Source organism: Blautia sp. AF17-9LB (genome assembly GCF_003479185.1).
In the GTDB taxonomy this organism is placed as follows: domain Bacteria; phylum Bacillota; class Clostridia; order Lachnospirales; family Lachnospiraceae; genus Fusicatenibacter; species Fusicatenibacter saccharivorans.
The window spans coordinates 78,148-92,929 of the sequence record NZ_QUGU01000016.1 but is presented as its reverse complement, the minus strand read 5'-3'; the positions used below and the strand labels follow the sequence as shown (position 1 = coordinate 92,929).

Genomic DNA, 14,782 nt, shown 5'->3' with positions numbered 1-14,782 from the left:
CAGGCGTATCCGCCGATATTTGGTCTGCCGCTTAAAGCGGCCGGAAGCACGTGGCTTTAGTCATGTGAGGTTCACCTGAGTCCATACTTTGTGGCAATAAAGTTAAAAATTGCCGGAAGGTATGGTGATGCCATGTGGTATCAAAATGTAATTGCGACCGTGGAGATAAAATTGAGAATGTGATCTATTTATACAAGACATTTAAGGAGGAGTATAAGGGCTAAATATCCTCATGACAGAAAGACTCCGAGAGTACAGAAAGAGAAAACGGGAGGAACGAAAAATGCAGGTACATTCCGTTCTGGAATCTCTACAGCAGGGAATCCTGATCTGCGATCAGCACAGCAGGATTGTGTTCTTTAATCAAGTCTACAGCGATTTCATCGGCGTTCCGCTTGAAACCGCGAAAGGTCATAAAATCACGGATTACCGCAAATCTGCCATTGCTCCGGAAGTCATTTGGAGCGGCATCCCGGTCGAGGGAATGGTGCGGAGAGAGGGAACGCAGGAATACTTTGCAAGTGTTTATCCGATCTGGGAAGAGCATCAGATCCGCGGAAGCATCTCAATTGTGACGAGTCTCGTACAGTTTGAAAAACGGGAATCAGAGGCTCACATGACGCTGGAAGAGCGGGTGCGCCGCTTTGAACGGCAGGAGATCCAAAATACGTTGTTGCTGTACGGACGGGATATGGAAGGGAAGCAAAAAGCGGCAAAGGAACTCGGAATTTCGCTGGCAACGTTATATAATAAAATCAAAGAATAAGACAGAAGGAGAATGAAATGCCGGAATTTCTGCAGCTTTGGGGCTTTGTGGTATTTTCTGTCTTTGCTGTAACAGAACTCACATAAAAGAGGGATCATGATTTCTAAAATTTTAGAAATTACGATCCCTTTTGTAGTATCTGCCCGGATATCGCATTACAATGATCTCAGATCAAAGAAAGCGAGGCCATAGAACATGAAAAAAATCAGAATCGGAAGCGGCGCAGGCTATGCGGGAGACCGCATTGAGCCGGCAGTGGAGCTGATGGAAAAAGGAAATCTGGACTACATTATTTTCGAGTGTCTGGCGGAACGCACCGTTGCGATCGGGCAGCAGGACAAAGAGAAAGATCCGTCGAAGGGATACAACCAGCTGCTCGACTACCGAATGGAAAAAATTCTCCCGCTGATGGCGAAAAACAAAGTAAAAGTCATTACCAATATGGGAGCTGCCAACCCGGTATCTGCTGCCGAACGGACGTGTGAAATTGCCAGAAAACTGGGTGTCGGAGGATTGAAAATTGCCTGTGTGACCGGCGATGATATTACAGAAGAGCTGGACAAATATGAAAATGAGAAGGTGCTGGAGGATGGCACGCTGTTAAAAGAGAAAAAAGATGTTCTGATTTCCGCAAATGTCTATATGGGCGCAGAAGGCATCACAAAAGCGTTGAAAGAGGGCGCCAATCTTGTCATTACCGGTCGCGTTTCCGATCCTGCACTGACGATCGGACCGCTGGTATATGAGTTCGGATGGAACATTGACGACAACCCGGATCAGATGGGACAGGCGGTTCTGGCAGGCCATCTGCTGGAGTGTGCCGGACAGGTGACAGGCGGCTATTTTGCGGATCCGGGCTACAAGGATGTGCCGGATCTGTGGAAACTTGGATTCCCGCTCATTGAGATCGACGAGACAGGCGCATTTACCGTGACAAAAGTCGAGGGAAGTGGCGGACTGGTGAGTGTGGATACCTGTAAAGAGCAGATGATCTACGAAATCCACAACCCCAAGGCTTACCTGACCCCGGATGCAACAGCGGACTTTTCAAAGGTGACGTTCCGGCAGATCGGGGAAAACCAGGTTCGCGCCGAGCATGCGACAACGCATGGAAGACCGGAAACTTTGAAAGTGAGTGTCGGCTACAAGGACTGCTTCATCGGTGAGGGTGAAATTTCCTATGGCGGAAGCAACTGTATGGCACGGGCGGAGCTGGCGGCGGAGATTCTGGAGAAGCGGATTGAACTGACAGGCATCGAGCTGGAAGAGTACCGTACTGATTTTATCGGATGCAATTCCCTGTATCGTGATGCAATTTCCAAGGAGATCGGAAGTGGAACTCCGTGTGAAGTGCGTCTCCGCGCCGCAGGCAGAACGAAAGACCGGAAAAATGCCGTTCTGCTGGCAAATGAAGTCGAAGCTCTCTACACCAACGGTCCGGCAGGGGGAGGCGGAGCTGTGAAACGGGTGTCCGAGGTTGTCTCGGTCTGCTCAATTTTTGTACCGCGGGATGACGTAACACAGAAGATTCGGTATTTTGAAGTTTGATCGATGCCTCTGATCTTACGGTCAGCAGGAGAAGAGCTGGGATTGTTATAAAACGAAGAGATTGCCGGAACGTGTCTGGAAAACCATTTTCCGCAATCGACAGACAGTAACGAAGGACAGGAAAGGAAGAAGTATGAAATTAAAAGAAATTGCACATGCAAGAACGGGTGACAAAGGCGAGATCTCCAATATTTCGGTGATCCCATATGATGAGAACAATTATGAAATGCTGAAAGAAAAAGTAACAGAAGCACGCGTAGCAGAATACTTCCGCGAAATCTGCCACGGAAAAGTAACCCGCTACGAACTGGATGGAATCCATGCGCTGAACTTTGTCCTCGACAAGACACTCGGCGGCGGTGTCACAAGATCGCTGGCGCTGGACAAACATGGAAAGACACTCGGCATGGCACTGCTGGAAATGGAGGTTTAGGGCAATGGCAGAAGATTTTATGGCGGCAGTGGTAAAACGCGTGGAGGAACAGTTTGCGAAAAGCGGCGTTTCCGAAAGCTGTGCAGCATTTGAAAGAAAAGACAGCCAGATCGAGATGCGCGATGGTGTGAAGCTGCATACAATCTATTATTTTCCAAGGGAAGGCGGATCAGGAGAAAACAAGAAATATCCCGTCATCCTGACTCGTACCTGCTATCCGGGCAACGACCGTATTCACCGTGCCTACGGCGAGGGACTGGCGCGCAGGGGTTATGTGTATGTCTACCAGTATTGCCGCGGCAGAGAGCAGTCGGAAGGAAAATGGGAGCCAAACATTAATGAGCGGAACGATGGCATTGACACCATGGATTACCTTGTGGAGCAGCCATGGTGCGAAATCTTAGGCTACTGGGGCCATTCCTACACAAGCATGACCGGCTGGGCGTTCGCTGATGCCGCGGAGGGGAAAGTTGCCACAATGTTTCTGGAGGACTATGGAACGGATCGTTTTGTATCAGCCTACGAGAAGGGCTGCTTCCGCCACGATATCCTGACCGCATGGTCGATGGAAAATGCGGAAAAACCAGTGAATGCTGACTATCGCGAAAGCTGCCGTTATCTGCCGCAGATTGAAGTGGACGAGGCGCTGTGGGGACAGCGTGTTCCGTCCTACCGCGAATACATCACAAGCCCGAGCCCGGATGCGGCACTCTGGCAGACGGGCTGGTGGAAACAGTTACGGGAAATTCCATCAAAAACGAAGGTTCCGATTTATCTTTTAAGCGGCTGGTACGATCATCACCACGGCAGCAGTATGAAAACGTGGGAGCGGCTGAACGCGGAAACAAAACAGCACAGCTGGCTCGAAATCGGCGCCTGGAACCACTTTTTCCAGATCTGCCTCGAGGGCAAAGAGGTGCTGCACCCGCAGAATGAAGAAATTCCAAAGATGCTGGAATGGTTTGAGCTGACGCTGAAACAAAAAGAAATCCCAACACAGCGGATCCGTGCCTATGAGATCGGCTCAGACCGTTGGATTGATAGCGTGTCCGACGGACTGGGAGAAGAAGAAACTGCGGGAAGCATGACGCTGTATCTGGATGAGAAAACACTGCGGGAAGACGCGCCGGAACGGGAAAAAACGAGAAACTACACGTTTGACCCGGCCACTCCCGTCGAGAGCATCGGCGGAGAAGCCCTTCTGCATACGATGCCGCAGATCGGCAGCCATCTTCAGCCGGAACCGGATTATCGTGAGGATGTCCTGAGCTTTGTATCAGAACCGCTGGAAGAAACTTTCACGCTGAACGGAAAAGCTTCCGTCCGTCTGTTCGTGGAAAGTGATTGCGAGGATACGGCATTTACCGCTAAAATCATGGAGGTAACGCCGGAAGGAAAAGCGTACAACATTCGTTCCTCGATTGCAACATTGGAGCAGGGAAAAACGGAGGCTGGAGCCTATGAACCGGGCAGCGTGGCAGAGGTACAGATTACTATGTGGAATATTGTATACACGATTCCAAAGGGTTCCCGCATTCGTGTAGATATTTCCTCTTCCGACTTTCCGCAGTACCATGTCCACAGCAATCAGAAAGGGCTGTGGTCGGAAAAAACGGAAAATAAAATTGCACATCAGACCATTCATATGGGCGGAAAAGCTGCTTCCTGCGTGATTTTGCCGCTGATGAAAAAACAGTGAGCCGTAACGGTAAGGCGAACATAGGAAAAATCAAAAAGAAAAAAGTAGCACAATCCATTCTTTTGTGATATAGTGAAAATACTATAGGTTTTGCGGTAAACCTAAAGAACGGCCCGCATCATAAAAACAAAATGAACAGGAGAAAAGCAATGGAGAAAAAGTGGTGGCACAAAACGGTTGGATACCAGATTTATCCGAAGAGTTTTCAGGATACCAACGGAGATGGAATCGGGGATCTGAAAGGCGTGATCCGTCATCTTGACAAAATAGAAAAGCTGGGAGCCAATGTCATCTGGCTCTGCCCGGTGTTTGCATCCCCGATGGTAGATAACGGATACGATATTTCCGATTACATGGATATCGACCCGTCGTTTGGAACGATGGAGGACATGAAGGAGCTGATCGCGGAGGCAAAAAAGCGCGGCATCCGCATCCTGATGGATCTCGTCGTGAATCATTCCTCTGACCGGCATGCGTGGTTTCAGGCGGCACTCAAAGATCCGTTTGGAAAGTACGGAAAGTATTATGTGTTCCGGGAAGGAAAAGACGGCAAAGAGCCGAACAACTGGCGGTCGATTTTCGGCGGCAGCGCATGGGAGAAAGTACCGGGATATGATAATCTGTATTACCTCCACATCTTCACAAAAGAGCAGCCGGATCTCAATTGGGAGAATCCCAAATTGCGGGAAGAAATTTATGAGATGATTTTAAAATGGATGGATCTGGGACTTGGCGGATTCCGTCTTGATGCGATCAGCCATCTGAAAAAGAATTATCAGTACACCAACCTTCCGCCGGATGGACCGGACGAGTACAATATGGCGTTCGAGTATTTCAACAATGTAGACGGTCTTGCCGATATCTTGTGTGAAATGAAGGAGCGCACCTTTGCACCGACCGATGCGCTGACGATCGGAGAGTACGATCACATGGGACCGGAGGATGTGGAGGATGTGATTGGGGAAAACGGCAGTTTCTCGTCCGTTTTCGATTTTTGTCACACCCTCGACAATGTGCGTAACCCGAAATGGGGCAATACCGTGGCGCTGTTTGACGATTATCGCGATCAGCTTTTTGCGGCACAGAAAATCGTGGATGGCCGCGGCATGCTCTGTAATTTCCTTGAAAATCATGACAAACCGCGCAGCATCGACCGGTTCCTGATGCCGGAGGATCAGAACCTCTACAGCGAAAAAATGCTTCCGGTCACTAATTTCTTCCTGCCGGGTATTGTGTTCCTGTATCAGGGACAGGAAATCGGCATGCGCGACGACCCGAAACAGTCCATTCAGGGATTCGTCGATAAACCGACCTTTGCTATTTACGACCGCCTGATTGCTGAAGGAAAAACGGATGCGGAAGCGCTCGAGCAGATCAACCGCGAGAGCCGCGAGCACAGCAGAACTCCGATGCAGTGGGATGCATCTGCCGAGGCGGGATTCACAACAGGTACGCCGTGGTTCCCGGTGAATAAAAACTATACGGAACTGAACTATGAGACCGAGGAAAAAGATCCTGATTCCCTGCTGTGGTTCTACCGCAAAATGGTGGCGGTAAGACGACGTGAAGATCTGGAAGAAACCTTCCTCTACGGAACGCTGATTCCGGAATACGAGACGGTAAGCGGCGTTCTGGCGTACCGCAGGAAGGATGAGAAGAATAATATTCTGATCCTTACTACTTCTCTTGCGGATGGCATTACATTGCCATTTACAGATACAATCGAAGAAGTACTTCTGAATAACTATGACACCTGCGAGGCGGGCGAGGAAACGATCCGTCTGCAGCCGTATCAGTGTCTGGTGCTGAAGGTGAAGGAATAATTGCAAAAACTAAAACAAAAACCGAAAAATCGGTCCCACAAAAGGAGAAGATCTTTTTGTGGGATCTTTTTTGTGGTACAATACAACAGAAAAAATCTATTATGAGGTGTGGAATGGAAAGAGACGAAGAAATAATGATGAGAGGAACAAAACAGGAAATGCCGGGATTTCGTTTTCGGCTACTCCGGCCGGAGAAGAAACGGGAACTGTGGAATCCGGATTTTGAACTTTTATTTCTGCTTCGTGGGAGCGGAAGAGTCAGCTACGAGGACGGGGAAGTTCACAATCTCCCGATGGGATCTATCTTTGCGATCAACCGGTTTCAGATCTGTGACCTGGATCTGGACGAAGACGGACTTGCTCTGTCGCTCTGCGTTTCAGCGGAGATGATTGATTCATTTCACATTAAGCTGCTGAAATGTGAAGTCAAATGTCAGTCGTTTTTTTATATGGAAGATAAGCAGGAAAAATTTGATTTGATCCGGCGGGATATGGCACGGATCTTTCTTGAGATGTACAAGAATAATGAGGAACAACCGATCTATATGAAAAGCCGTGTGACGGCGCTTCTGGAGGATCTGCTTTTTTACTTTACATCCGGGGAAAAGGTGGAACAGGGCCGGGGCGGAAGGGAACGCATTCAGCGGGCATCAGACTATATTCTGCAGCATTGCCGGGAAGAGATTACGCTGGAGGATCTGGCGGATCATCTTTATCTGAGCCGTGCCTATATTTCACGGAGCTTTCCGCAGTATTTCGGTGTATCATTTCGGGAGTACGTGACGCAGGTGCGCCTGGCGCATGCCGTACAGGAAATGCACAGCGGCGCAACGCTGACGGAGATTGCCTATCACAATGGATTTGTCAATGAGACGGCGATGATCCGCGCATTCCGCAAATACCGCGGTATGACACCGAGCGAATACCGGAAGCAGATGGAATATACAGTAAAACAGCGTGAAAAGAAAGGAAAAGAGCGGGAAGAGGCGGCGGGAGACCATGATATTTTCCAGAGTCTCCTGCAGTATGCAGCGGTCACGGAGCAGGAGATTGAGACGATAAATGAGAGTGCCGTTTCCGTGACAGCGGCAGTAAACGGACGGAAACCAAGAGTGGCAGGCCACTGGAAGCGCGTGATCAATGCTGGCTATGCGGCAAGTGTGCTGAACCGCGAGGTGCAGGATGAGCTGGAACAGCTGGTGCAGGAGCTCGGCTATGAGCTGATCCGCGTAAAAGGAATTCTTGATGATGATATGTGCGTACTTCGGCGGAATATGTGGGGCGAGATTCAGTTCTGCTGGAACTATATTGATGAGGTGATCGATTTCATCCTTTCCACGGGAGCGAAGCCGTTGCTGGAATTCGGCCATATGCCGTTGCTGCTGGCAAAAACAGACCCGGGAAGAACGATGCGTCCGGCGCTAAGCAGCTCTCCGCGAGATCTGGCTGAGTGGCGCATGCTGATCAAAAACCTGATGGAACATCTAAGGGAACGGTATGGAATCAACCAGATGCGGCGCTGGATTTTCAACCCGTGGATCAGCGGAGACGTGATCACGATTGATGGAGGAGATGAGTTCTTTGAGACGTGGAAAGCATCGTACGAGGAGATGAAACGTGTGAGCCCGGATCTTGTAACATGTCTTTCCTTTGGTCTTGGACCGGAGGAACATCTCAAAGCCTTTATCGAAACTATGAAGGAAAAGGAATGTGTGCCGGAAATTTTTGCATTCCGCTCGTTTGGCACGGTGATCTATGGAGAGGAAGAGGAGAAAATGAATCTGATCCAGAACAACGAGAGCGTCAATATGATTGTGAGCCGCGACCCGGATTTTCTGCGGAACCGCGGGGAGAAGGTAAAAGGTCTGCTGCAGAAGGCTGGGCTTGGTGCACTGCCGGTTCTGGTGGATGAGTGCAGCAGCAACATCTGGCAGAGGGATCTGTGCAACGATACCTGTTATAAAGCGGCATGGCTGTTTAAAAATCTTCTGGAAAATGAAGAGGCGCTGCAGGGAATTGCGTATTTCTCGGTCAATGACCGTTTGGATGAAGTATTTCCGGCGCGGGAAACGTATCATGGAGGTTTTGGGCTGTTCACGATGAACGGCATTCCAAAGGCGGTCTGCACTGCGCTGCGGCTGCTCGGCAGAATGGGATCTCGTCTGGTGAAGCGTGGGGACGGCTATTTTATCAGCACGGAGCCGGAGAAAAACCAAAGCCAGATTTACCTGTACAACTATGTTCACTACGATATGCTGTACCGCTACCGCCATGCCGTGAATATTTCCCGCACGGACCGTTACCGCGTATTCAATATGGGGGAAATCCGGACCTTTTCAGTGAAACTGACCGGACTGGAACCGGGAAAATATTGCCTGCGGCTGTATAAAGTGACAAAAGAGCACGGCAGCAGCTACGATGCGTGGGTGCGGATGGGAGCTCCGGAGCGGATGAACCGGATGGAGCGCGCGATGCTGTGCCACAGTGCGGACCCGGAATACCGTGTCTGGGAGCAGGAAACCGACCCGGAAGGCAGCCTCACGGTGCAGGAACGCCTGGAGCCGCACGAGACGGCGCTGATTGAGGTGGAGCAGATTCTGTAAAATCTTCAAAAAATTGCACTCGCGGTGGGAGAATACAGAGAAAGAGTGGAAAAAAAGCAACAATATAAGAAGATCTTGCGACAATTCGAGTAGAAAAGGACGAAAATATTGTTTATACTGAAAACAACATAAATGCTAAATTCTACAGAAAAGAGGTATTTCAAAATGGGGAAAATATTTGATTACGATGGCGTGCCGGTGCTGCATACCACATCCGGCGATTTAAAAGGTTATTTTTATGACGGTGTTTACATTTACAAAGGAATTCCGTATGCATACGCAGACCGTTTCCAGATGCCGGTTCCGTCCAAATGGGATGGCGTGAAGGATGCGACAAACTACGGCTTTGTATGCCCGCTTCAGAACCAAGATACACCGAACGGCGAGCTTATGGTTCCGCACCGCTACTGGCCGCAGGATGAGCACTGCCAGTCCTTAAATATCTGGACAAACAAACTTGATCCGGAAGCCAAAAAACCGGTTCTCGTATGGTTCCACGGCGGTGGATACGCAGCGGGATCTTCCATCGAGCAGGTTGCGTATGACGGCGTCAGCATCGCAAAGAAAGGTGATTCGATTCTTGTTTCTGTCAACCACAGACTGAATATTTTAGGATATCTGGATCTGTCTCCGTTTGGGGAAAAATACAAAAACTCCGCAAACGCAGGCCACGCCGATATGGTGGCAGCCCTGCAGTGGGTACATGACAATATTGCCCTGTTCGGCGGCGATCCGGAGAATGTAACCATTTTCGGCCAGTCCGGCGGCGGAATGAAGGTGATTGACCTGATGCAGATTCCATCAGCAGACGGCCTGTTCCAGAAAGGCCTTGTCATGAGCGGTGTTATGGAGGACGATCCGCTCGGCGCAGGAGAGAAAGACGGCACGGAGATTATTACGGCAATGATGAAAGCGCTCGGCTTTGACGATGTGGCTCAGCTGGAAACTGTACCGTATCCGCAGCTTGCTGCTGCATATGCAAAAGTGGCTCCGGCGATTGCACAGAGTGGCGGCTACATCGGCGGCGGCCCGAAAAAGGGCGATTACTTCTATGGAAATCCATTCGACGCAGGCTTCCGTGAGCATGCACATCAGATTCCGATGATGATCGGAACCGTATACGGCGAGTTCGCAACGTTTGCACCGGCAGCTTATGATAAGAACAAACTGACAGCGGAAGAGATTCTGGAAATCCTCAAAAAGGTTTATGGAGACAATGCCGAAAAGGTTCTGGACGCTTTCAAAGAAGCATATCCGGAGAAGAACGGCGTAGATGTTCTTGCCATCGACCGTGCAATGCGTGAGCCGACCGTAAAACTTGCCAAACTGTTCGCAAAAGGCGGCGGCAAAGCATATCTCTACAACTTCGCTCTGGAATTCCCGTTCCAGCACGGCAAGCCGGCATGGCACTGCTCCGATATCCCATATTTCTTCGGAAACGCAGATCTCGTAGAAATTTGTGGCATCCCGGATGTCAGCGATAAACTGGAAAGCGAAATCTTCGGAGCACTTCTTGCCTTCGCAAAGAACGGCACCCCGGATCATGCCGGACTCCCGCACTGGCCGGAAGTAGAAGCAGAGGATGCGGATACCATGGTGTTTGACCGCAAAACGGAAGTAAAACACAACTACGATGATAAAGTGTTTGCAGAGATCAACAAAGTTCTGAAACCATGGAGCTTTATGGACATGATGGCTGACAATATTCAGCATTAAAAAGAACGATTCGACGCGGCATAAGCGAAATCGGGATGGAGCTCTGAAATATTAAAAAATTAGAATAAAAAAACCGCCTGTTTGATTTGAAAAATAAAAAAATCAAACAGGCGGTTTTTTCTGAAAATTCGGTGCTTTCAATCACATCTAAAGTATTATTCTAACAGGGTCACGGAAGAAAAACCAGTAAAAAACAGATTGTACTGAAAAAAATACAATCTGTTTTGTTGACACACTTGAAAAAACATGATAATCTAGAAAATGCACTATTATGGCAAGATATGCCTAAAACCTTTTGTTCAGGCATGAGCGGTAATAAATATATTATAACACAAGGGGTGACAACGTCAATGGAGAAAAACAGAATACGTCCGATACCTACCGGAAAAAGTATGCGAATGAGTTACCAGAGACAAAAAGAAGTATTGGAAATGCCCAACTTGATTGAAGTCCAGAAGGATTCCTATGACTGGTTCCTGAGAAGCGGACTCAAGGAAGTCTTTGATGACATTTCACCAATCTCCGACTACGGCGGACGGCTGAGCCTTGAATTCGTAGACTTTACACTGTGTGAAGATGACGTAAAATACTCAATCGAAGAGTGTAAACAGCGTGACGCTACTTATGCGGCACCGTTAAAGGTAAAAGTAAGATTATATAATAAGGAAAAAGACGAGATCACAGAGCACGAAATTTTCATGGGTGATCTGCCGTTGATGACAGCAACAGGAACATTCGTTATCAATGGTGCAGAGCGAGTAATCGTCAGCCAGCTGGTACGTTCCCCTGGTATTTATTACGGCATCGCACATGATAAGCTCGGAAAGAGACTGTTCTCCTGTACCGTAATCCCGAACCGTGGAGCATGGCTGGAGTACGAGACCGATTCCAACGACGTCTTCTATGTCCGCGTAGACCGTACCAGAAAAGTTCCGATCACAGTCCTCATCCGTGCACTTGGAGTAAGCTCCAATGCAGAGATCGTAGAGCTGTTCGGTGAAGAGCCGAAGATTCTTGCAAGCTTCACCAAAGATACTTCCACCAACTATCAGGAAGGTCTTCTCGAGCTGTACAAGAAAATTCGTCCGGGCGAGCCTCTCGCAGTAGAAAATGCAGAGAGCCTCATCATGAGCATGTTCTTTGACCCGCGTCGCTATGACCTGGCAAAGGTAGGCCGTTATAAATTCAACAAGAAACTTGCACTGCGCAGCCGTATCCGCAACCAGATCCTCGCTGAGGATGTTGTAGATCCGTCCACCGGTGAAATCCTTGCAGAAAAAGGCACCACCGTTACTCTGGAACTCGCAGACAAGATTCAGAACGCAGCAGTACCGTATGTATGGATTCAGACAGAGGAGAGAAACGTAAAAGTTCTTTCCAACTTAATGGTAGATCTGAAAGCATGGGTAGATGTTGACGAGGAAGAACTTGGCATCAACGAGAAAGTATACTATCCGGTTCTGGAAAAGATCCTGGAGGAGAATACCGATATCGAAGAGATCAAACAGGCGATTAAACGTGACATTCACGACCTGATTCCGAAACATATCACAAAGGAAGATATTTTCGCTTCCATCAACTACAACATGCATCTGGAATACGGCGCAGGAAATGCCGATGATATCGACCACCTGGGCAACCGTAGAATCCGTGCCGTAGGTGAGCTGCTTCAGAACCAGTACCGCATCGGTCTGTCCCGTATGGAGCGTGTGGTACGTGAGCGTATGACAACACAGGACATCGACGGAATTTCTCCGCAGTCCCTGATCAATATCAAACCGGTTACAGCTGCAATCAAAGAGTTCTTCGGATCTTCCCAGCTGTCCCAGTTCATGGATCAGAATAACCCGCTTGGAGAGCTGACGCACAAGAGACGTCTTTCCGCCCTTGGACCTGGCGGTCTGTCCCGTGACCGTGCCGGATTCGAGGTTCGAGACGTACACTACTCCCATTACGGAAGAATGTGCCCGATCGAGACTCCTGAGGGACCGAACATCGGTCTTATCAACTCTCTGGCATCGTATGCGCGCATCAACGAGTATGGCTTCGTTGAGGCTCCATACAGAAGAATTGACAAATCAGATCCGAAAAATCCGCGTGTTACCGACGAAGTAGTCTACATGACCGCAGATGAAGAGGATAATTACCATGTAGCACAGGCAAATGAGCCGCTGGATGCAGAAGGACACTTCCTCAACAAGAACGTTTCCGGACGTTATCTGGATGAGACCCAGTCCTACGAGCCGCACATGTTTGATTACATGGACGTGTCTCCGAAGATGGTATTCTCCGTTGCTACGGCGCTGATCCCGTTCCTTCAGAACGACGATGCGAACCGTGCGCTGATGGGATCCAACATGCAGCGTCAGGCCGTACCGCTGATGATCACCGATGCTCCTGTTGTAGGAACCGGTATCGAAGCAAAAGCAGCCGTAGACTCCGGTGTCTGCGTCGTTGCAAAAAAAGCAGGAACCATTTCCTATTCCTGCTCCAACGAGATCCGCATGAACAATGATGACGGAACAAAAGATGTTTACCATCTGACCAAATTCATGCGAAGCAACCAGAGCAACTGCTACAACCAGAAACCGATCGTATTTAAAGGTGACCATGTAGAGGCCGGCGAAGTAATCGCAGACGGTCCGTCTACCTACCAGGGCGAGCTTGCTCTTGGTAAAAACCCGCTGATCGGATTTATGACCTGGGAAGGATATAACTACGAGGACGCCGTTCTTCTTAGCGAGCGTCTGGTACAGGATGATGTTTACACTTCCATCCACATCGAGGAGTACGAGGCAGAGGCCCGTGACACCAAGCTTGGACCGGAAGAGATCACAAAAGACGTTCCGGGCGTCGGCGATGAAGCCTTAAAAGACCTGGACGAGCGTGGAATCATCCGCATCGGTGCAGAGGTACGTGCCGGTGATATTCTGGTCGGAAAAGTAACTCCGAAGGGAGAAACCGAGCTGACCGCAGAGGAGCGTCTGCTCCGTGCCATCTTTGGCGAGAAAGCAAGAGAAGTACGTGATACTTCCCTGAAAGTACCGCACGGTGAGTATGGTATCATCGTGGACGCCAAAGTATTTACCCGTGAAAACGGCGACGAACTTTCTCCTGGAGTAAACCAGGCAGTCCGCATCTACATCGCACAGAAGAGAAAAATCTCTGTCGGCGATAAGATGGCTGGTCGTCACGGAAACAAGGGTGTCGTTTCCCGTGTACTTCCGGTAGAGGATATGCCGTTCCTGCCGAACGGACGTCCGCTGGACATCGTGCTGAATCCTCTGGGTGTGCCGTCCCGTATGAACATCGGACAGGTGCTGGAGATCCACCTGAGCCTTGCAGCAGCAGCGCTTGGATTCAACGTTTCCACTCCGATCTTCGACGGCGCAAACGAGAAAGATATTCAGGATACCCTGGAACTGGCAAACGATTATGTAAACATGGAATGGGATGCATTCTCCGAGAAATATAAAGATATTCTGCTTCCGGAAGTATATCAGTATCTGGAAGAGCATCTGGATCACAGAGAACTGTGGAAGGGTGTTGATATCGCAAGAGACGGTAAGGTACAGCTCCGCGACGGACGTACCGGTGAGCCGTTCGATGGAAGAACGACAATCGGACACATGCATTACCTGAAACTGCATCACCTGGTAGACGATAAGATTCATGCCCGTTCTACCGGCCCATACTCCCTCGTTACACAGCAGCCTCTGGGTGGTAAAGCTCAGTTCGGTGGACAGCGTTTCGGAGAGATGGAGGTTTGGGCTCTTGAGGCGTACGGTGCATCCTACACGCTGCAGGAGATCCTGACTGTGAAGTCTGACGATGTGGTTGGCCGTGTGAAGACATACGAAGCCATCATCAAGGGCGACAATATTCCGGAGCCTGGTATTCCGGAATCCTTCAAAGTATTGTTGAAAGAGCTGCAGTCCCTGGCACTCGATGTCCGCGTACTGCGTGATGACAATACCGAAGTTAAAATTATGGAATCAGTTGATTACGGTGATACCAACCTGAACCACATCATCGAGGGAGACCGTTACTCTGACAGAGAGGACGAGAGATTTGGTGACTATGGATTCTCCAAGAAAGAATTTGACGGAGAAGAAATGGTAGATGTGGAAGAGGATGAAGAAGAAGACTCTTATCTTGATCTGGATGAAAGTTCAGATGATGACATGTAACTTG

General features: G+C 49.3%; 8 protein-coding genes. All 8 read left to right on the top strand.

Going from position 1 to position 14,782, the window contains the following annotated elements:
- The first annotated feature begins 283 nt into the window (after positions 1-283).
- The 8 genes from DWX00_RS15685 to rpoB all read left to right on the top strand — a co-directional run bounded on the left by DWX00_RS15685 (position 284) and on the right by rpoB (position 14,778).
- Positions 284-766, top strand: a complete 483-nt coding sequence (locus DWX00_RS15685; protein WP_055220827.1) for a helix-turn-helix domain-containing protein — start codon at positions 284-286, stop codon at positions 764-766.
- A gap of 195 nt (positions 767-961) precedes the next feature.
- Complete coding sequence (locus tag DWX00_RS15680) at positions 962-2,314, top strand: acyclic terpene utilization AtuA family protein (RefSeq protein WP_118595679.1); 1,353 nt, start codon at positions 962-964, stop codon at positions 2,312-2,314.
- Between the two features lie 133 nt (positions 2,315-2,447).
- On the top strand, positions 2,448-2,747 hold the full coding sequence (locus DWX00_RS15675) for an AtuA-related protein (RefSeq protein ID WP_022462826.1): 300 nt from the start codon (positions 2,448-2,450) through the stop codon (positions 2,745-2,747).
- A gap of 4 nt (positions 2,748-2,751) precedes the next feature.
- On the top strand, positions 2,752-4,446 hold the full coding sequence (locus tag DWX00_RS15670) for a CocE/NonD family hydrolase (RefSeq protein ID WP_158578883.1): 1,695 nt from the start codon (positions 2,752-2,754) through the stop codon (positions 4,444-4,446).
- Between the two features lie 149 nt (positions 4,447-4,595).
- The gene (locus DWX00_RS15665; RefSeq protein WP_118595677.1) at positions 4,596-6,269 is read left to right on the top strand and encodes an alpha-glucosidase; all 1,674 of its coding nucleotides are present in this window, start codon (positions 4,596-4,598) and stop codon (positions 6,267-6,269) included.
- Between the two features lie 113 nt (positions 6,270-6,382).
- Positions 6,383-8,872 (top strand): GH39 family glycosyl hydrolase, encoded by a 2,490-nt coding sequence (locus DWX00_RS15660; protein ID WP_158578881.1) that lies wholly within the window; start codon positions 6,383-6,385, stop codon positions 8,870-8,872.
- A gap of 165 nt (positions 8,873-9,037) precedes the next feature.
- On the top strand, positions 9,038-10,588 hold the full coding sequence (locus DWX00_RS15655; protein WP_117761434.1) for a carboxylesterase/lipase family protein: 1,551 nt from the start codon (positions 9,038-9,040) through the stop codon (positions 10,586-10,588).
- 350 nt (positions 10,589-10,938) lie between these two features.
- Positions 10,939-14,778, top strand: a complete 3,840-nt coding sequence (rpoB, locus tag DWX00_RS15650; protein WP_117510452.1) for a DNA-directed RNA polymerase subunit beta — start codon at positions 10,939-10,941, stop codon at positions 14,776-14,778.
- The last annotated feature ends 4 nt before the right edge of the window (positions 14,779-14,782 follow it).